Source organism: Saccharopolyspora gloriosae, assembly GCF_022828475.1.
Taxonomy (GTDB): domain Bacteria; phylum Actinomycetota; class Actinomycetes; order Mycobacteriales; family Pseudonocardiaceae; genus Saccharopolyspora_C; species Saccharopolyspora_C gloriosae_A.
In genome coordinates, this window is record NZ_CP059557.1 from 262814 (window position 1) to 281492 (window position 18679).

General features: G+C 69.6%; 17 protein-coding genes, 1 tRNA gene and 1 pseudogene. 8 read left to right on the plus strand and 11 right to left on the minus strand.

Annotated elements, in window-relative coordinates; translation table 11 throughout:
- Nucleotides 1-126: 126 nt before the first annotated feature.
- From H2Q94_RS01170 to H2Q94_RS01180, 3 genes are all read right to left on the minus strand, one after another.
- Nucleotides 127-1971, minus strand: coding sequence for a prolyl oligopeptidase family serine peptidase (locus H2Q94_RS01170; RefSeq protein ID WP_243791075.1), 1845 nt, complete (start codon nt 1969-1971; stop codon nt 127-129).
- A gap of 177 nt (nt 1972-2148) precedes the next feature.
- Nucleotides 2149-2715 (minus strand): hypothetical protein, encoded by a 567-nt coding sequence (locus H2Q94_RS01175; protein ID WP_243791077.1) that lies wholly within the window; start codon nt 2713-2715, stop codon nt 2149-2151.
- Nucleotides 2716-2973: 258 nt separating this feature from the next.
- Nucleotides 2974-3681 (minus strand): nitroreductase, encoded by a 708-nt coding sequence (locus tag H2Q94_RS01180; RefSeq protein WP_243791080.1) that lies wholly within the window; start codon nt 3679-3681, stop codon nt 2974-2976.
- 126 nt (nt 3682-3807) lie between these two features.
- Here H2Q94_RS01180 and H2Q94_RS01185 point away from each other — a divergent pair, with 126 nt between their 5' ends.
- A complete protein-coding gene (locus tag H2Q94_RS01185) occupies nt 3808-4449 on the plus strand; it encodes a TetR/AcrR family transcriptional regulator (protein WP_243791082.1) in 642 nt (213 codons plus the stop codon).
- Nucleotides 4450-4584: 135 nt separating this feature from the next.
- Here H2Q94_RS01185 and H2Q94_RS01190 read toward each other — a convergent pair.
- The 4 genes and pseudogenes from H2Q94_RS01190 to H2Q94_RS01200 all read right to left on the minus strand — a co-directional run bounded on the left by H2Q94_RS01190 (nt 4585) and on the right by H2Q94_RS01200 (nt 8970).
- Nucleotides 4585-4658: transfer RNA gene (locus H2Q94_RS01190), tRNA-Pro, on the minus strand.
- A 324-nt stretch (nt 4659-4982) separates the two neighbouring features.
- Nucleotides 4983-5648: pseudogene (locus tag H2Q94_RS30800) on the minus strand (metallophosphoesterase); the annotation flags it as partial.
- 88 nt (nt 5649-5736) lie between these two features.
- Complete coding sequence (locus H2Q94_RS01195; RefSeq protein WP_243791085.1) at nt 5737-6504, minus strand: siderophore-interacting protein; 768 nt, start codon at nt 6502-6504, stop codon at nt 5737-5739.
- A 39-nt stretch (nt 6505-6543) separates the two neighbouring features.
- Entirely contained in the window at nt 6544-8970 is a 2427-nt protein-coding gene (locus H2Q94_RS01200; RefSeq protein ID WP_243791087.1) for a transglycosylase domain-containing protein, read from the minus strand.
- A gap of 246 nt (nt 8971-9216) precedes the next feature.
- On the opposite strand from H2Q94_RS01200, the gene H2Q94_RS01205 reads away from it, so the two are divergent.
- Complete coding sequence (locus tag H2Q94_RS01205; protein ID WP_243791089.1) at nt 9217-9516, plus strand: WhiB family transcriptional regulator; 300 nt, start codon at nt 9217-9219, stop codon at nt 9514-9516.
- Between the two features lie 139 nt (nt 9517-9655).
- On the opposite strand, the gene bagB is transcribed toward H2Q94_RS01205, so the two are convergent.
- The 3 genes from bagB to H2Q94_RS01220 all read right to left on the minus strand — a co-directional run bounded on the left by bagB (nt 9656) and on the right by H2Q94_RS01220 (nt 12308).
- A complete protein-coding gene (bagB, locus tag H2Q94_RS01210; protein ID WP_243791091.1) occupies nt 9656-10786 on the minus strand; it encodes an ATPase BagB in 1131 nt (376 codons plus the stop codon).
- The gene (bagA, locus tag H2Q94_RS01215; RefSeq protein ID WP_243791093.1) at nt 10783-11784 is read right to left on the minus strand and encodes an ATPase BagA; all 1002 of its coding nucleotides are present in this window, start codon (nt 11782-11784) and stop codon (nt 10783-10785) included. Before bagA ends, bagB begins: the two co-directional genes overlap by 4 nt.
- Before the next feature lie 272 nt (nt 11785-12056).
- Nucleotides 12057-12308 carry a hypothetical protein gene (locus H2Q94_RS01220; RefSeq protein WP_243791095.1) on the minus strand — a complete coding sequence of 84 codons (252 nt, stop codon included), beginning with the start codon at nt 12306-12308 and terminating at the stop codon, nt 12057-12059.
- Between the two features lie 161 nt (nt 12309-12469).
- Here H2Q94_RS01220 and H2Q94_RS01225 point away from each other — a divergent pair, with 161 nt between their 5' ends.
- The 4 genes from H2Q94_RS01225 (at nt 12470) to H2Q94_RS01240 (ending at nt 15503) form a co-directional block, all read left to right on the plus strand.
- Nucleotides 12470-12628, plus strand: coding sequence for a Sp36 family protein (locus tag H2Q94_RS01225; protein WP_243791098.1), 159 nt, complete (start codon nt 12470-12472; stop codon nt 12626-12628).
- Nucleotides 12629-12630: 2 nt separating this feature from the next.
- Nucleotides 12631-13089: a RidA family protein gene (locus tag H2Q94_RS01230; protein WP_243791100.1), complete on the plus strand. Its 459-nt coding sequence runs from the start codon at nt 12631-12633 to the stop codon at nt 13087-13089.
- 435 nt (nt 13090-13524) lie between these two features.
- A complete protein-coding gene (locus H2Q94_RS01235; RefSeq protein WP_243791103.1) occupies nt 13525-14133 on the plus strand; it encodes a hypothetical protein in 609 nt (202 codons plus the stop codon).
- A gap of 35 nt (nt 14134-14168) precedes the next feature.
- Entirely contained in the window at nt 14169-15503 is a 1335-nt protein-coding gene (locus H2Q94_RS01240) for a hypothetical protein (protein ID WP_243791105.1), read from the plus strand.
- A gap of 495 nt (nt 15504-15998) precedes the next feature.
- Here H2Q94_RS01240 and H2Q94_RS01245 read toward each other — a convergent pair whose 3' ends face one another.
- Nucleotides 15999-16889, minus strand: a complete 891-nt coding sequence (locus H2Q94_RS01245) for a Gfo/Idh/MocA family protein (protein ID WP_243791107.1) — start codon at nt 16887-16889, stop codon at nt 15999-16001.
- A 148-nt stretch (nt 16890-17037) separates the two neighbouring features.
- On the opposite strand from H2Q94_RS01245, the gene H2Q94_RS01250 reads away from it, so the two are divergent.
- Nucleotides 17038-17886: an NUDIX hydrolase gene (locus H2Q94_RS01250; protein WP_243791109.1), complete on the plus strand. Its 849-nt coding sequence runs from the start codon at nt 17038-17040 to the stop codon at nt 17884-17886.
- Nucleotides 17883-18671 carry an MBL fold metallo-hydrolase gene (locus H2Q94_RS01255; RefSeq protein ID WP_243791111.1) on the plus strand — a complete coding sequence of 263 codons (789 nt, stop codon included), beginning with the start codon at nt 17883-17885 and terminating at the stop codon, nt 18669-18671. The genes H2Q94_RS01250 and H2Q94_RS01255 overlap by 4 nt, the downstream gene beginning before the upstream one ends.
- The last annotated feature ends 8 nt before the right edge of the window (nt 18672-18679 follow it).

Genomic DNA, 18679 nt, shown 5'->3' on the forward strand with positions numbered 1-18679 from the left:
CGCACCAGGTGAATGTCCCCTTTGCCCGATGTGAGCGGTCAACGGGCCGTCAGCTGACGAGCCGGCGGAGTGAACGTCCCTTCGTGAGCGGTCGAAGGGACGTTCACTCCAGGTCGGGTGTCCGGCTCAGACGAGGCCCACGGCGCGACGGGCGAAGTGGATCTCCGCCGCGACCTGGCGCAAAGTCTCCGCCACCACCAGCGAACCGTGGCCCGCGTCGTAGCGGTAGAACTCGAACGGGACTTCCCGCCCGGCGAGCCGGTCCAGGTAGTTCAAGATCTGCTGGATCGGGCACCGCGGATCGTTGTCCCCGGCCAGCACCAGCACCGGAGCCCGCACCTCGTCCACATAGGTCAGCGGCGAGCATTCCGAGTACACCGCCGGGATCTCCTCCGGCGAACCGCCGAACAACGCCCGGTCGTAGGCGCGCAGCGGCTCCATCTCGTCGGCGTAGGCCGACACGTAGTCCGCCACCGGCACCCCGGCGACTCCGCCCGCCCAGCGCTCCGGCTGCGTGCCCAGCGCCAGCAAGGTCAGGTAGCCGCCCCACGAAGCCCCGGCGACCACGCTCAACGCGGGCGTCGTGAGCCCTTCGCGGACCGCCCAGTCGTGCACGTGGGCGACGTCGGCGAGCTCGGTCAGGCCCGGCCTGCCCTCGATCGCGTCCCGCCAGGCCGAGCCGTAGCCCGTCGAACCCCGGTAGTTGATCTCCACGACGGCGAAGCCCGCGTCCAGCCACGCCGCCCGGTACGCCGAGAACCGGTCCTCGTCCGCCGCGTGCGGCCCGCCGTGCAGGTTGAACACCGTCGGCACCGGCCCGTCCCCGGTCGCAGCCGGGCGGGACACCAGCGCGTGCACGGTGTCGTTCGGGCCGTAGGGAACCGGCACGAACACGTCGCTCACCGGCTGCGATTCCGGTGGCCGCTCGCCGGGCGGAGTCAGCAGCACCTGGTCGGCACCGTCCGCGCTCAACGTCCGCACCAGCGACGGAGTGGCCGCCGACGACCACGAGTACTCCACCGAACGATCCGGCCGCACCGAGGCGTTGCCGACGGTCCCGGCCGGGGTGGACAGCTCGGTCAGCTCGTCCGAGTCGAGGTCGTAGCGGTGCATCGTGGTGCGCGCGTGGTGGGTGTGCGCGATCAGCAGCGCCGTGCCGTCCGGATACCAGTCCGCCGAGACCTCACCGGGCAGCCCGAGGTCGATCTCCCGCTCGGTGTCGGCCAGCACGTCCCAGATCAACAGTTCTTCCCGGCCGTGCCGCTCGTGCAGCACCAGCAGCCGCGGATCTCCCGCCACCGGCGCGAAGTCCAGCGCGTCCAGGCCCTTTCCCGGCCCGTCCCACTTGTCCGCGACCGTCGCCGCGCCGTCCACCCGCAGCACCCGCAGCGCCGGGTGCCTGCTGTCGCCGTGCTCGGAGTGCGAGAGCACCAGCAGGCTCTCGTCCCAGGACAGCGCGGACAGCCCGCCGTCCTGCTCGTGCTCGTAGACGACCTCCGGCGCCCCGCCCGCGCGCGACACCCACACCGTGACGCCGTCGTCGGTGGACATGCCGACCCCGGTGACCGTCGGCCCCAGTTCCAGCCCCGCCGGGTAGCCGGCGTGCACCCCGGGCAGCGCCGCTTCGGGTTTGCCGCCGGTGGCGGCGAAGTCCTCGCTCACCCACGACCCGAACTCGTCGCCGTCGGTGTCGTCGAACCACCACACCCGCGCGCCGTCCGCGGACAGCGTGCCGTGGAACGTCCCGTTCGGGCGGTCGGTGACCTGGCGGTGCTCCCCGGAGTCCCGATCCCACGCGTACAACTCCCAGGTGCCGCTGGAGTTGGAGACGTACAGGTTGCGCCCCGGCGCGTCCCGCGCCCAATCCGGCAGCGACACCCGCGGCGCGCTGAACCGCGCCCGCCACCGAGCCTCCCGCTCGGCGTCGTCGAACAGCTCTTCCGGAATCTTCGCGTCTGGGTAGGTGCTCACCTCACCGATCCTGCCCGATCCCCCGACACCACGCCGCCCCTTCCACCCGGGCGAGCCCGCGAGGTGGATCACCGGCTCGCGGACTCGCCCGGCCACGTCACGAGAAACGACCTGGCCGGAGCCCCTCGGGAGTTCCGGCCAGGTCGCGCACCTGTTGATCCGCGCCGGGCGAACGCGTTAGCTGATCGCCTGGCTCGCGCATCGGTAAACAGTGGCGATCGAGGTACCGCCTTCGGCGGCAATGCAGATCGCGCACGCCGTTCCGAACGTGGCCCCGCAAGCGACAGCGCATGCGATTCCAACGAAAACGACCACCGTCCACCTGATTCCTTGAGCCGCGAGGCAGTCGTTGAACTTGGTCCAGCTGAATCCTTGCGCGGTAATGGGCTGCGCGCTCGGTTTGCCCCAATCGGCGCCGTCCGTAAGGTGCGGACCGTGCTCGTCGAGGACCATGTCGAAGGCCGGATCGCCATCTTTCCAAATTTGGAAACGAACGGAGGTCTCAGATACCCGGGCGATCTTTGTTTCGATCGTGTGGGCGAGATTCCCCTGCTTGTCGAAAAGAACGGTCAGGGCGCTCGGGTCGTTTTCCTCCTGGGCGGCCGGAAATCTTACGTAGTCGTACGTTTCCGGTAATGAGAACGTTGTGCCCTCGTCGAAGCGGACAGCGGATCGGTCGATTCCCGAAAGTGCGGACGGTGCCGAACTGACGTGCTCACACGGCGACTGCGAGCCATGCGGCAAGCGCGACGATCAAACAGAAGCTTGCTGCGACCGGATAGTACGGGATGTTGACGATCGGTATCGATGCCGCAAGCAGTGCTATTGCTAGCCCTGTAGTGAGGTGTCCCCAGTTGAACCTGCGTCTAGTCAATTGTCCCATCTCGTTCCCGGTGAGCGTCGCCGCGGCGGCGAGCGTACAGATGCGCACATAACCAAGCAACAATTATGGAAGAAATTGTCGGAACTTCTTGCGGAATCCGGACCAGGCCGTTCGCTAGTTCACTGCTCGTCGAGGACGCCGGGGGTTTCGTGCAGCACGACGCTGTCGTGCAGCGAGACGCGTGACATCCGGAAGCTGTTGCCAGGTGCCGCTTCGTCGGAATGGCCGAAGGCGATGCCGAACAGGAGCTTGAGCTCTTGGGGAACTCCTAGGAAATCGCGGATGGTGTCGGCGTAGGAACCGAGCGCGGTTTGCGGGATGCCGCCGAGTCCACGAGCGGTCAGGGACAGGAGGAAGTTCTGCGCGTACATGCCGATGTCGCCGGCGGCTCGTACGCCGTCGCCGAACTGGGGCATGAAGAGGAAGGCGACGTGCGGGGCGCCGTAGAAGGCGAGGTTGTCCAGAATGACGCCCCTCCTGCCTGCTTTGTCCGCTCGCTCGATGCCCAGGGAGCCGTAGAGCGTGGCGGCGTGCTCGTGCGCTCGCTCCAGGTAGGTGCCTTCTCCGAAGTCGGCGTAGTCGAAGGTGAAGTCGGAGGAGTGCCTTCCCTCCTCGTCGGCCTTGATGAGTTCCTTGCTCAGCTGGTCGCGGGCCGATCCGGAGGCCACGTGCACGGTCCAGGGCTGGGTGTTGCAGTTCGACGGGGCGGTCTGAGCGTCCTCGAGCACTCCCCGGATGTCCTGCGGGGCGAGCGGTGTGGACTTGAACCTGCGCACGGAATGCCGTGATTTCGCGATCTCCGAGAAGTGTGCGGCTGGGGTGGTCATGAAGTTCCCTTCTTCGCATGGCGGACGAGGTACGCGCCGGCAGGCGGCGCGACAGAGACCGCCCTTTTGACAGTCGCCAGCGTAACGCCGGTGACTGCCAATAAGTCAACTGATAGCATGGAGTGCGTGACTGATGCCACTGACCTGCGGGAACGGCGACGTCGTGCCACCCGGGCGGAGATCGAGGCCGTAGTTCTCGACCTGTTCGCCGAGCACGGTTCGGATCGGACGACCGTCGAGGAGATCGCCGCTGCGGCGGGTGTCTCCCAGCGCACCTTCTTCCGCTACTTCCCGACGAAGGAGGACGCCGCGCTCGACGCCAGTCGCGGGTTCCAGGAGTTCATCGCCGCCCGCATCGCCCGCCTGGGCGGCGGCGAGCCGGTTCTGCCTGACCTGTTCGGGGCGTTCGCGGAAGCCTTGGCCGACATTGCGACGAGTGATGACGCGCTGATCGAACGCCTGCTGCGGGTCCGCGGTCTGGCCGCCGAAGACGAGAACCTCCGCGACTCCCTGCTGGCCCTCGATCAGCAGCTCTGCCGCGACAACCAGCACCTCGTGATCACCATGCTCGGTGACGGCGATGCGTTGCGCGCCCGCGTGATGGTGGAGACCGTGAGCGTCGCCCTCCGGGCTGCGCTCGACGAATGGGCTCGGCTCCGGTGCCAGGGGCAAGATGTCGACCCGGTCGACGTCTTTCGCCGGACCTGGGACTACTTGGGGCAGATGCTCGGCAGTTCCTGCGTTCGGCCTGCGTCCCCGAGTGCGTGATCGGCCCGACCGTCAGGGGAGAAGGTCCAGGCCGGTGAGCCCGGCTCCAAGATCTTCTCCCAACGGGGGGCTTTGCGGCATAGAAAAGGGCCTGGCCGAAACCCCTTATGGAGTCCTGGCCAGGCCCTTTACCTGTCGGGGTGGCGGGATTTGAACCCACGACCTCTTCGACCCGAACGAAGCGCGCTCCCAAACTGCGCCACACCCCGATCAATCAGCGGGAACCTCTCGGGTACTTGTCCGCCGCTGAAAAGAAGTCTAGCGGATGTTCGCGCGTGCCCCGGAAGGGGGTTGCCGAACATGCCGGTGGACTTGGGGGAACCGGCCTGCGAGCGCGGGACCAGCGTCAACAGCGTCGCCTCCGGCGGGCAGGCGAAGCGCACGGGTGCGTACGGGGAGGTGCCCAGGCCCGCTGAAACGTGCAGGTGCATCCGGTCGCCCCACGTCGACGCGCCCCGCGCCCGGGACCGGTCCAGCTCGCAGTTCGTCACGATCGGCCCGTAGCCCGGCACCCGCAGCTGACCGCCGTGGGTGTGCCCGGCGAGCACCAGGTCGTAGGCGTCGTCGGCGAACGCGTCGAGCACCCGCGGCTCCGGCGAGTGCGTCAGGCCCAGGCTCAGCTGCGCTTCCTGCGGGGGAGTGCCCGCGACCTTGGAGTACTTGTCCCGCTTCAAGTGCGGGTCGTCCAGCCCGGCGATGTGGATCCGGATGCCGGAGAGCTCGATGTCGTGCCAGCGGTGCGTCACGTCGACCCAGCCGCGTTCGGTCATCGCCGCCCGCAGGTCCCGCCAGGGCAGTGGGTCACCGTGGATCCGCTTCGTCTTCGCCGACGGCAGCAAGTAGCGCGCCGGGTTCTTCGGTTTCGGGCCGTAGTAGTCGTTGCTGCCGAACACGAACACGCCGGGCCGGTCCAGCAGTGCGCCCATCGCGCGCAGCGCGGCCGGAACCGCTTGCGGGTGCGCGAGGTTGTCGCCGGTGTTGACCACCAGGTCGGGGGCGAGCTCGGCGAGCCCGGCGACCCAGCGCTGCTTGGAACGCTGGTTCGGCATCATGTGCAGGTCGGAAATGTGCAGGACACGCAACTCGGGAGCACCCTCGGCGAGCACCGGAACGGTGGCGCGTCGTAGCGTCCAGTGCCTTCGTTCCACGCCTGCGGCGTAACCGAAGGTCGCGGCACCCAGAGCGCCGCCGGCGAGCATGATCCGACCCAGCTTGTTCACGCCGTCCAGCCTACGGCCGGTGGTGGCCCCGCGACGCTCGGGATGGGGCCGCTCGCGGAGCCTCCGATCAGGCCGGGGCGGCGTGGCGCCAGTACGCCAGCGCGTACACCCGGCGGCGATCCAACCCGAGTTCCCGCTGGCAGTACTCCCGGATCTGGTGCACCGCCGCGGCTTCCGCGCCCACCCACACGTCCGGCCGCGAGCCGAGGTCGGCGGTCCGCACGGCGTCCGCCAGCAAGGTGCTCAGCCCGGCGGGAACACCGTCGCGATGCAGCCACGTCCACGTCACGTCCGCCCGCGCGCGGATCTCCTGGCGCTCCGCCTCGTCGGCGATCTCGGCGAACACCTGCACCCGAGCGCTTTCGTCCAGCTCGTCGACCATCGCCAGCATCGCGGGTAGCGCCGTCTCATCCCCGGCGAGCACGAGCCGGTCCGCCGCCGGGTCCGCCCGGTACGACGGGCTCGGCCCGACCGCCACGATCTGATCGCCGGGCCGGACCGCCCGCGCCCAGGCGGAGCCGGGGCCGTCGTGATCGTGCACGACCAGGTCGATCGCGAGCCGCTGCCGGGCCGCGTCGAACCAGCGGACCGTGTAGGTGCGCTGCTTCGGCTGCTGCTCGCGCGGCAGCGCGAACACCTCCGCTCGGTCCCGTCCCAGCGGCGTCGGCTGCCCGGGACGCGGCAGGCACAGCTTGATCCGCTGGTCGCTGCCGGTGCTGTCGAAGTCGGCGAGCTCAGCTCCGCCGAGGACCACCCGCACCATGCGCGGGGTGATCCGCTCGACCTCGGAGACCCGAAGCAGCCGGTACCGGGAGCGCACGCGTCGCGTGCTCACCTGCGTGTCCGTCACAACCGCCGAGTGTAGGCAGGTGGCTCACGGCGGGAAGATGCCCGGCGGGATCGGGATGAACGGCGGATCCGGCTGTTGCTCACCCGGCGGTCGTCCCGGTTCGCCCGGTTCGCCCGGAGGCGGTGGTGGCGGTGGTGGTTTCGGAGCCGGCGACGGCGGCGGGACGTAGCCGGTGCTCACCGACAACGTCACCGTCTCGCCGGGCAGGGCGAAACCGCGCGGGGTCTGGCTGGTCACCGAGCCCTTCCGGCGTTCGCTGTTGACCGATCGCTGCTCGACCTTGTACCCGGCCTTCTCCAACGTGCGCTTGGCCCGCTCGGCGGTGATGCCGACGACGTTGGGCACCTGGAACTCGTCGCCGCCGCTCTTGTACCGGTCGGTGACATCCGGCAGCGGGGCCGTGGGCAGCCCCTCGTGGATCGGTTTCATCGCGTCGAACCAGGTGCGCGCCGGAACCTTGCCGCCGTAGATGTTGCCGCCGTTGGCACCGCACAGCGCCGGTGGCGTGCTGTCGCAGATGCCCTGCGGGTTGTCACCGTCGGAGAAGGTCAGCACCGAGCCGGCGAACTGCGGGGTGCCGCCCATGAACCCGGCGGACTGGTGGGCTTCGGTGGTTCCCGTCTTGCCCGCCATCGGCCGCGTCCAGCTCGCGTTGTTCGCGGCTCCGTAGGCGGTGCCGCCCGCTTTGTCGTCCTGGCTCATGCCGACGGCCATCGCGTTCGCGAGCCCCTCGTCGACGGCCTGCTCGCACGGGTCCTCGGTGATGGAGATCGGGTTCCCGTTGCGGTCGAGAATCTGATCGACCGGCGTCGGCGGGCACCAGGTGCCACCGCTCATCAGGGTCGCCGAGACGTTCGCCAGCTCCAGCGGGCTGGTCGGGCCGAAGCCGAGGGTGAACGCCCCGATCTTCTTCTCCTTGACCACGTCGCCCATCGACGGCCCGTTCGCGCCGTTCGGGGCGAGCGGATCACCGCTGAGGTTCGAGTGCAGCAGCGTCTGCCGCATGCCCAGCCGGGTCGCCATGTCGACCGTCTGGTCCAGGCCCACCCGTTCCTGCAATGCCACGAACGCGGTGTTCGGCGAGGTCGCGAGGGCCTTCTGCAAGGTCCGCGGGCCGGGCGTGACGCCTTCGGCGTTGCCGACGGTGTAGGGCGCGGAACCGTTGCGGTAGACGCTCGAGGTGTAGTTGCCGGGGGCCTGGATGGTGTTCTGGATCCCCATCCCCTTCTCCAGCGCGGCGGCCGCCGTGAACACCTTGTAGACCGATCCGGCGCCGAACTTCGCCACGCCGCTGGGCAGCGCGTACGAGGTTTGGCCGCGGCCGGCGTCGTTGCCGAAGTCGCGGTTGGCGACCAGCGCGCGCACCTCGTGCTTGTCCTTGCCGGGTTCGACGACCGCCATCACGTTCGCGATGCCCTTGGTGTCCTTGGGCACGTGCTTTTCGGCGGCGGCTTTCGCCGCGTTGGTCGCCTTCTGGTCCAGCGTGGTGCGGATCGTGTAGCCGCCGGTGCGGAGCTCCTGCTCGGCGAACCCGGCGTTCTGCAAGTAGTCGATGACGTACTTGCAGAAGAAGCCGTCGGCGGGACCGGCTCCGACGCAGTTGTTCGGCAGCGTGTTCAGCGGCGAGACGAGCCCGAGCGGCGCGGCGCGGGCGGCGTCGGCGGCGCGTCTGTCGATGCGGTGCTGCGCCTGCATCGTGTCGATGACGGTGTTGCGCCGGAGCGTCGCCTCTTGCGGGTTCGATTCCGGGTTGAGCGCGCTGGGGCTGTTGACGATGCCCGCCAGCAGCGCGGACTGCGCGACGTTGAGCTTGTCCGGAGTGGTGTTGAAGTAGGTGCGGGCCGCGGCGGCGACGCCGTAGGTCTGGTTGCCGAACGGGACCACGTTCAGGTAGCGGGCGAGGATTTCCTCTTTGCCGAGCCGCTTTTCGAGCTGCAGCGCGATGCGGATCTCCCGCAGCTTGCGCGCCGGGGTCTGCTCGATGGCCTTGGCCTGCTTGATCGGATCGTCGGCGGCGAACACGTGTACTTGGTAGTTCTTCACGTACTGCTGGGTGAGCGTGGAGCCGCCTTGTGCGATCTCACCGGACATCTGGTTGGTGAGCGCGGCGCGCATCGTGCCCGCCCAGTCGACGCCCTCGTGGTCGAAGAACCGGCGGTCCTCGATCGCGATGATCGCGGATTTCATCGAGGCGGAGATCTGGTCGGGCGCCGCAGGCGTCCGGTTCTGGTCGAAGAGGTAGGCGATCGGTACTCCCGCCCGGTCGGTGACCGTGGTCACGAGGGGCGGGTCCTGTGTCATCAACTCGGAGGAGATGTTGTTCACCGCGTCACCGGCGCGGTTGGACACCACCCCTAGAGCACCGGCGGCCGGGAACAGCATCCCGGCGACGAGAACTCCTGCGAGCACACACAGGCCGAAGAGCTTCAGCAAGCTGTCCCGGACACGCACGACGGCAAGACTAAGTGGTTTTACTGACATCAACACGCCGTCTTTGGTGGGTTCCGCCCGATGTGATGAGGGTCAAAGATAACGGAGCGACAACCCTTGGTTGGTTATGGAACCGGGGGGATCTAAAGTTCGTCCACGTCCAGCGACAGCATCGTTGTGACGCGGCTTGCGTCGCAGCATCCGGTGCCGGGGGGCTCCGGACGAAATTCGGTCGCCGACGATCCAGTGAGGAGCTGGGGGAGCCTTATGTTCGAGCAGGGGGACTGGCGGGTTCAGGCAGCATGCCGGGATGAAAATCCGGACCAGTTGTTCGTTAGGGGAGCTGAGCAGCGCAAAGCGCGAATGATCTGCTTCGGCTGCCCGGTGCGGACGGAGTGCCTCGGAGAGGCGCTCGACAACAAGATCGAGTTCGGTGTCTGGGGTGGAATGACCGAGCGGGAGCGGCGCGCGTTGTTGCGTCGACGCCCGGAAGTCCGCAACTGGCGTGAGGTTCTGGAAGCCGCGCGAGACGGCTACGCCGACATCGACGAGTACCAGGCGGGCTGATTCGCCCGCCGTGAGCACGGGCCGGGCGGCTCGATTCTTCGAGTCGCCCGGAATCCCGGTTCACTCGTTCAGCGGAACTGGATTTCCGGTCGATTATGATCACCGGAGAGCGGATTTCCTGCTGACCGGAATCTTTGGATTATTCCACCGCGAGTCTGCGGCCGATCTCGCGCAAGCCGTCGAGATCATGCACATCTGCGGGAAGTGCGGGTACGCCCACCAACGACACCTCGGGGTGCGCGCGGGTGAATCGGGCGAGCATTCGGCGTTCCCGGTCGGCCACCGCCACGCGATCGGCGTGCACCCGCAGCACCGCCGCGGCCAGCGGCGAGTTCCCCGCGGCGTCGAGCTCCTCGGCGGCGGACAGCGCCCGGCTGCCGGTCAGCTCGGCGAACACCGGGTGGGTGCGGTTCGCGACCAGACCGGCCAGCGGCATGCCCTCCGCGGTGAGCCGCTCCACGAAGAACGACGCCTCCCGCAGCGCGTCCGGTTCCGGTGCGGCGATCACCACGAACGCCGTGCCGGGTGAGCGCAGCAGCCGGTAGGTGTGATCGGCGCGCTCCCGGAATCCGCCGAACGTCGAGTCGAAGGCCTGCACGAACGCCGAGGCATCGGACAGCAGCTGGCCGCCGATGACGGTGGACACCGCCTTCGAGAACATCCCGAACCCGGCGCCGACGATCTTGCGGAGTCCTTTGCCGCTCGCCTTGGCCGGGGAGGACAGCAGCTTGATCAACCTGCCGTCGAGCACCGTGGACAGCCGCTGCGGCGCGTCCAGGAAGTCCAGCGCGGACCGGCTCGGCGGGGTGTCCACGATGATCAGGTCCCATTCCCCGGAGGCGGCGAGCTGGCCGAGCTTCTCCATCGCCATGTACTCCTGCGTTCCGGAGAACGAGGTGGAAATGGTCTGGTAGAAGGGGTTCTCCAGGATCTGCCGGGCGCGTTCCTCCCCGGCGTGCGCGAGCACCATGTCGTCGAAGGTGCGCCGCATGTCGAGCATCATCGCGTTCAGATCACCGGTCGGCTCGAAGTCGTCGAGGACCACCTGACGCGGCTGGTTGTCCAGCTCCCGCATGCCCAGCGCCTGCGCGAGCCGCCGCGCCGGGTCGATGGTGAGCACGACGGTCTTGCGGCCGCGTTCGGCGGCTCGCACCGCGAGCGCGGCGGCCGTGGTCGTCTTGCCGACGCCGCCGGACCCGCAGCACACCAGGACGCGGTTCTGCGGATCGTCGAGCAGCGCGTCGACGTCGAGTGCGGCGGGGGTGGTCATCGCGGTCTCCCGACGCCGTGTGCGGTGAGGATCTCGGCCAGCTCGTAGAGCTCGGCCACGTCGATTCCGGCGGTCAGCTCGGGCAGCGCCACGTTGGGCAGGTCGGTGGCGGCGAGCCGTTCCTCGGCCTCCCGCTCGGCCTGCGAGCGCACCGCGTGTTCCACCGTCTCGTCGGTGAGCCCGGCCAGCAGTTCGTCGTCCACCCGCACACCGGCCGACTCCAGGCCGGAGCGCAACCGGTCCGCGTCGACCCGGCCCGCCGCGGCGGCCGCCACCGAGCGGGCGGGCAGGTGGCCGGGGCGGACGCGGTTCAGCAGCACCGCGCCGGGGCGCAGATCCGCGGTGTCGAGTTCGGCGACGGCCTCCAAGGTCTCGCGCACCGGCAGGTCCTCCAGCAGCGACACCAGGTGCACCACGGTGTCGGCGGAGTGCAGCAGCCGGACCACGCCTTCGCTCTGCCCGCGAATCGGTCCGACCTTCGCCAGGTCGGCCATGGCGCGGGTGACGTCGAGGAACTTCACGACCCGCCCGGTCGGCGGCGCGTCGAGCACGACGGCGTCGTAGACGTGGCGCCCGTTCTCGTCGGTGCGCCCGACGCACTCCTTGACCTTGCCGGTGAACAGCACGTCGCGAAGCCCTGGCGCGAGGGTGGTGGCGAACTCGATCGCGCCCATCCGCTTGAGCGTGCGGCCGGCGAAGCCGAGGTTGTAGAACATCGACAGGTATTCCAGCAGCGCCGGTTCGGCGTCGATGGCCAGTGCCCGCAGCTCACCTCCGCCGGGGGCCGCGGCGATCGTCTCCTCGGAGTACGGCAGCGGCGCGGTGTCGAACAGCTGCGCAATGCCCTGCCTGCCTTCGACTTCGATCAGCAGCACCCGCCGGCCACCGGTCGCCAGCGCCAGCGCCAGCGCCGCGGCGACGGTGGTCTTGCCGGTGCCGCCCTTGCCGCTGACGATGTGCAGCCGAGCGTCGTTGAGTTCGGCGTCCCATCCGGTCACACGATCAGCGTAGGCGGGGTTCCGGGGTGCTGTCTCCCGCACGTAGCAGCCATCTCCTCGTTGCGCCTCGTCAATTCCGCGTAGGTGCGAATGCGTAGTACTCAGGCTTCGGGGCGGTCAGGTGGCTTTCGGTCTGAGTAGTTCTGCGCGCACGGCGGGCGGCGAGGGAGCCGGTTCGCCGGTGCTTCACGGGTGGGACGACCGGCGCGGCCGGGCATGACGCGGTTCGTCGGCTCCACTGGTGAGCGCGGCGGCCTGCTCGGCCAGGGTCGTCAGTCGATGACGAAGCGGACCGACATGATCAGGACGGTGCCCACGAGCAACGCCCACACCAGCGTCGCCGGAAGCACGGTGGCGACCAGGGCCGTGCTCGCGGCCAGCAGCAGCACGCCGCGGATTCCGGTGCGGAGCCGTCGGATGCGGCGGCGCGACCGTTCGCCGCGGATCTTGCCCACCGAATCCATGATCAGCAGGGTGCCGATGACGAGCGTCAGCGCGATCGCCACGATGCGCCAGATCTCCATTCCACGGAAGCTAGCCCGATCCAGCGATCTGCAAGACGCGAACGCGTGAATCCTCGGTCGCATTTCGGTCGCGTCGGCGACCGAACGGCACCTCCCGGCCGCGTGCACGGCGGTGCGGGCCAGCGGCGCACCGTCGCGGCGGCGTCTCTACGCTGGCGACCATGACCAAATGGGAGTACGCGACCGTGCCGCTGTTGACCCACGCGACCAAGCAGATCCTGGACCAGTGGGGTGAGGACGGCTGGGAGCTCGTTTCCGTCCTGCCGGGTCCGACCGGTGAGCAGCACGTCGCTTACCTGAAGCGCCCGAAGGAGTCCTGATCATGGGCGCCTGGAAGCAACGGCTGGACGAGCTGGGCATCGAACTGCCGGGGGTCGCGGCCCCGGTCGCGGCCTACGTGCCCGCGGTGCGCAGCGGATCGCAGGTGTTCACCTCCGGCCAGCTGCCGTTCGCGGGCGGGAAGCTCGCCGCCGTGGGCAAGGTCGGCGCGGAGATCGACGCGGACGAGGCGAAGCAGCACGCCCGCACCTGCGTGCTCAACGCGCTCGCGGCGGTGGACGCGCTGGTCGGACTGGACTCGATCGTGCGGATCGTGAAGGTCGTCGGCTTCGTGGCCTCCGCCGAGGGTTTCACCGGACAGCCCGCCGTGATCAACGGTGCTTCGGAGCTGCTCGGGGAGATCTTCGGCGAGGCGGGCAGCCATGCTCGTTCCGCCGTCGGCGTCGCCGAGTTGCCCGTCGGGGCGCCGGTCGAGGTGGAGATGATCGTCGAGGTCGCGTGATCGATCGCACTCGAGCCGACACCGGTTCGGGAACGATCAGTGCCACTGGATCATCCACAAAGGACTCCGAAAGCGGCCGAGGAGCCGCGGTGCCGTTGGTGCCGCGGCTCTTTCTCGTTCCGGCGGCGGCGCGGTTCCGAGGAAGCCGCGCCCGGCAGGGCCGGTTCGTCCGGATCTCGACTGGGGGATCGCCCCGTTTCTTGCCAGGTACGCCCCGCGCCCGGTCTACCAACCAGTACGCTTCGGACGCCACTACTTCGAGTGATCACAATGTGGTCGCCCGAATGGCGGTATCAATACCGGCGAGTGATCGATCGGGCTTGCTCATCCGCTACGCAAAGGGAGAGGGTCTGCCTCGATCGAGTGCTCGCGGCGTGAGGGGTGCGAGTGTCGCTCGCACCGGGTGACGAGCGAACGAAGCTGGGAGGGGGCGACGTGGCGGTACGCGAAACGGACCTCTTGTGCCACGAGTTGCTGCTTCGACTTGCCGGGCGGCTGCCGGATCGGCATCTCTGGCGCTATCGGGACTGGTTGGCGGGTGGAGCCGCCGACGTTCTCGCGCGCTCGCTGCCCGCGACGCTGGTGCGAGAACGCGTCGCACTGTCCGATTCGGACCACCGCAGGCTCGCCGAGGCGCTGCTGCCGCTGGGGGCCGATCCGTCCGTGGTGCACGCGGTGCTGCCGGGTGCCGATCCGGACCGGTACACCTTCCGCGCGGAGTCCCACGTGGACGACAAGGGCGACCCCTCGGTGCTGGTGCTCGGCGCGACGTTGCGCGGCAGGCAGGGCGTGCGCGAGACCCGCAGTTCTTGGCGCCACCTGCCGGGAACGCGGCCGAAACGGATCATCCTGGTGACGGGTTCCGCGGATCCCGTGGAGCTCACCAGCGAACTGCAACGCATCCTGCGCGCGCTCGGTGACACCGAGCCGTGCGTCGAGGTGCTGCCACCCGAGGTGGAACCGACCGCCTACCACCGCGCCGCGCTCGCCGAGTCGACGCTGGTGTGCTTGGGCGCCGACGAACTCGTGGGACATCGTGGCTGACGGTGCCGGTGCAGGCGCCGTAGAAGGAGGCATTCGTGGTGGACGTCGCTGAGGGTGCGGGGCCGGTGGAACGCCTGCACAACCTCCTGCTGGCCTTGACGGGCCGGGTGGACGACGACGCCGTCAATTCGGTTCGCGAGATGCTCGGCATCGGTCAGCTCGACGCGGCCGCCGAGTTCCTGATCGGCTGCCTGCTGGCCGGCCGGATCCCGGTGACCTCGACGGAGCAGTACCACCTGCGCCGGGCGCTGGACGAGTCCGGTTCACCGCACGCGCCCGCCGATCGGTTGCACGTGGTGGAGACGGTGCAGGACGAAGGGCACCGGTTCAGCGAGAACCACGAGGCGGACCGTTCGGATCACGAGCTGGTGGACGCGATCGCGCCGATCGCGGGACGCCTGCACGGGGTGCGGGCGCTGTGGTGCACGTGGCGGACGACTCCGGCCGGCGTGACCTACGGCGCGGTGCCGCGCCGGGTGCTGCTGGCGGAGGTCGGGGCCGACGGTTCGGTCACCGCCGCCGGCTACCAGCTGCTGGAGGCGTTGCGGCGAGCCGGGGTGGGCTGCTCGGTGGACGTGTTCAGCAGCGGGATGGATCTGCCGCCGTACCACCGCAACGCGCTGGCCACGGCTCGCCGAGTGCACCTGGACCTGGTCGCTCAGGTGGCGATCCCGAACGGTTCCTCGAACCACGCACGGGCGCCGCGGGCCACCGCGGGGAGCAAGCCCGGGGGCGGCGATATCCCGAGTGAGCCAGCCGCGGGGCCGGGAAGACGCGTCGAGGCCCCGGTTCCTGAACCCGTCTCCCTCGACTCGGCACGCCCTGAACAAGCCCGCCCCGAGCCGGTTCGGCAGGAGCAGGTGAGCCCTGAGCAGTCTCGGCCGGAACCGGCTCGTTCCGAGCAGCTCCACCCTGAGCAGCGCGAAGCCAAGGCTCGTCCCGAGCCCGCCCGGCCCGCGCCCCGCCCGGAGGGTCCTGCGCAGTCTCGGCCGGAACCGGCGCGGGACACCGCGGTGGCCGAAGCGCCCGAGCGCGGCGCCGAGCCCACGCTGCGGCAACGCCCGGTGAATCCGGAGGACCTGCAGGCGCCGGACGCCGAGCAGGCGAAGTCCGGAGAGCAGGCGCAGCAGGGCGGCGGCAAGAACACCCGCGTCCCCGCCGCGGTCGACGCCAAGCTCACCGATCGGGAACGCAACCTGCTGCGCAAGCTGCACGAGGAGCTGGCGCAACGGGAACAGGACCGCGGCGGCACCGGCGAGCAGCAGGCCCAGCCGGTGGCCAACGGTTCCGGCACTTCGCAGCCCCAGGGCCAGGACGCCTGGAACTCCACGATGCCGGGCGGCTCGGCCACCGGAGGCTTCCCCCGATAGACACCAAACCCAGGTGAGCCACCGAAACCAGCAGAGCTGAGCCCCCGCAGAGCGGGGGCTCAGCACCCGTCGCAGCGCCGAAGCCGTGCTTTGCGCCGAAGCCGTGCTTTGCGGCGAAGCCGTGCTTTGCGGCGAAGCCGTGCTTTGCGGCGAAGCCGTGCTTTGCGGCGAAGCCGTGCTTTGCGGCGAAGCCGTGCTTTGCGGCGAAGCCGTGCTTTGCGGCGAAGCCGTGCTTTGCGGCGAAGCCGTGCTTTGCGGCGAAGCCGTGCTTTGCGGCGAAGCCGTGCTTTGCGGCGAAGCCGTGCTTTGCGACGAAGCCGAGCTTGTATGCGCGTCAGCGCATAGCCCACGTCAAGAAGCCGACCACCGGCGGGTTCTCAGCTGTCTTCTCGTGAGGACGGCTTTTTCCCTCGTGGCGGAGCCACTCGGGAAAAGATCCCGCAGCGAGAAGGCCGCTGAGGTTCCGCCACCCGCCCACCAAAGAAGAACGAGCCTTCAGTCAGCAGCCAGTCGGACAGCGTCGAGGACTCGTTGTAGGTGGAGGCCGCGGCGGATGTCGCAAGGGTGCGCGGTGCGGCCGGATCGGATCATCGCGAGGAACTCGTCGAGCAGTTGCGCGTAGCACTCGCGTGCGGCGGTTCTCCTGCCGGTGAGCTGGGATTTCCCGTTCGTGCCGTACAGCGTGAACTCGATCAGCGCGGGTTGCACGGGTACTCGCAGCGACAGCGTGAGCGTGCTGCTGGCGCCGCTGGCGTGCTCGAATGCCATCTGCCAGTTGTCGGATTCGTCCCGCCGAGCGTGGTGCACCCGGTTGATCCGGCCGAGCGCCGCGTCCAGCAGGTCCAGCGCGTGCGGTCCGGCGTCCAGCAGCGCGCCGGTGCGTTCCTGCCGCCACGGTGTCGCCGCGTAGTCCCCGGCGAGCAGTCCGCCCGCGAGCCACTGCGCGGTGCCGCCGGTCCAGCCGCCGAGGTGTCCGAGGCCGGTGAGCCAGTCCCGGACTTCGGGCGCGAACCGCCGGGTCAGCATCACCAGGGCCGCCACCCTGCTCTGGCGCACGGCGTTCGCGACGGCTTCCGCGGCGGGCACGTCGCCGGCCAGTGGCTTCTCCAGGATGAGGTGCTTGCCTTCGCGGGCGGCCTGCACGGCCAGTTCGCCTTGCACGGCCGGTGGCACGGCGAACGCCACGGCGTCCACGGCGTCGAGCAGCGAGTCGTATCCGTCGGCGACGTCGGCGTCGTACTGGTAGGCGAGCGCTTTCGCGGTGTCCGGTCGCCGCGACCACACGGCGGTCAGGTGCATCCCGGGGTGCGCGTTCAGGCCGGGCGCGTGGACGCGCCTCGCCCACGGACCCGCTCCGACGATCCCGACCCGAAGTGCTTCGCTCATGCGGTCATCGTCCCCGTGTCCAGATCATCGCGCAGACCGTGGGGGCCGCGATGTGGGCGGGTGACAGGGGAAACGGTGCATCCCGCCCACTGAGTTGATCTTGATCACAGGGGTGTTCGTGAAGGTCGTTCGGCTTAAGGTGACCGACATGGTGCGACTGCCGGAGGACCTCACGTTGCCCGACGAATTCGTTCCTCCCGAACGGCCCGATCGCCCGGCGACGCCGAAGGACGCCGCGACGGTCGTGCTGCTGCGCGGCGGTGCGCACGGGCCTGAGGTGTTCTTGCAGCGCCGGGTCGAGAACATGCCGTTCGCCGGTGGCATGACGGTCTTCCCCGGTGGCGGTGTCGACCCGCGCGACGCGGACGCCTCGGTGGCCTGGAGCGGCCCGCCGCCGCAGTGGTGGGCGCGGCGCTTCGAGTGCTCCGAGGAGATCGCCCGCGCGCTGGTGTGCGCGGCGGTGCGCGAGACGTTCGAGGAGTCGGGAGTCCTGCTCGCAGGCCCCGACGCGGATTCCGTCGTCAGCGACACCCGCCCGTACGCGGACGCGCGGCCGAGGCTGGTCTCGAAGGAGTTGTCGCTGGCCGCGTTCCTCGCCGACTCGGGCCTGGTGCTGCGGGCCGATCTGTTGCGGCCGTGGGCGAACTGGGTCACGCCGGAGCCCGAACCCCGCCGGTACGACACGAGGTTCTTCCTCGCCGCGATGCCGGACGGGCAGCGTGCCGACGCCGTCACCACGGAGGCGTCGCACGCGTACTGGTCGACCCCTGAGGACGCGCTGGAGGACTGGCGGCAGCGACGCTGCGGCCTGCTCCCGCCGACCTGGGTGACCTTGGCGGAGGTGGGCGCCTGCGGCAGCGTCGAGGCCGCGCTGGACCTGGAGCGCCCGCTGGGCAAGGTGCTGCCGAAGCTGGTGCACCGCGACGGAGCTTGGCGCGTCGTGCTGCCGGGCGACCCCGGATACCGGACCGACGTGGACGAGGAGCGAGACAGGTGACCCATCCCGCTTACGGCGAGCTGCGATCGGTGACTCCGTTCGCGTCGGTGCTGCTCGCCGCCAATCCGGGGCCGATGACGTTGGACGGCACCAACACCTGGCTGATCGGGACGGACACGCGGCGCGTCGTGCTCGACCCTGGTCCCGACGACGGCGAGCATCTGGAGCGGATCGTCGAGCACGGGCCGGTGTCGCTGATCCTGCTCAGCCACCACCACTTCGATCACACGGAGGGCGCGGCGGAGCTGGCGTCGCGCACCGGAGCTCCCGTGCGGGCGCTGGATCCGCGGTTGTGCGTGGACGCGGAGCCGTTCGCCGACGGTGAGGTCATCGACGCGGCGGGCGTGCCGCTCACGGTGCTCGCCACTCCCGGGCACACCAGGGACTCGGTGTGTTTCCGGGCCGGGCACGAGGACGCGTCGGCGGTGTTCACCGCGGACAGCATCCTGGGCCGGGGCACCACGGTCGTCGCCCACCCGGACGGGCACCTGGGCTCGTATTTGGCTTCGCTGCGAGCCTTGGCGGCGTTGCCCGCGGGCATCGCGGCGCTGCCGGGCCACGGTCCGGAGTTGCCCGATGTCGCGGCGGCCGCGACCGGCTACCTGGCGCATCGGGAGCAGCGACTCGGCCAGATCCGCGAGGTGGTGCGCGGCGCCGGGGCGCAGCTGACGGCCCGCGAGGTCGTGGAGATCGTCTACGCCGACGTGGACCCCTCGGTGTGGCCTGCGGCCGAGTTGAGCGTCGAGGCCCAGCTCACCTACCTCGCGGAGTCGGGCGAGCGCTGACCGCTCCG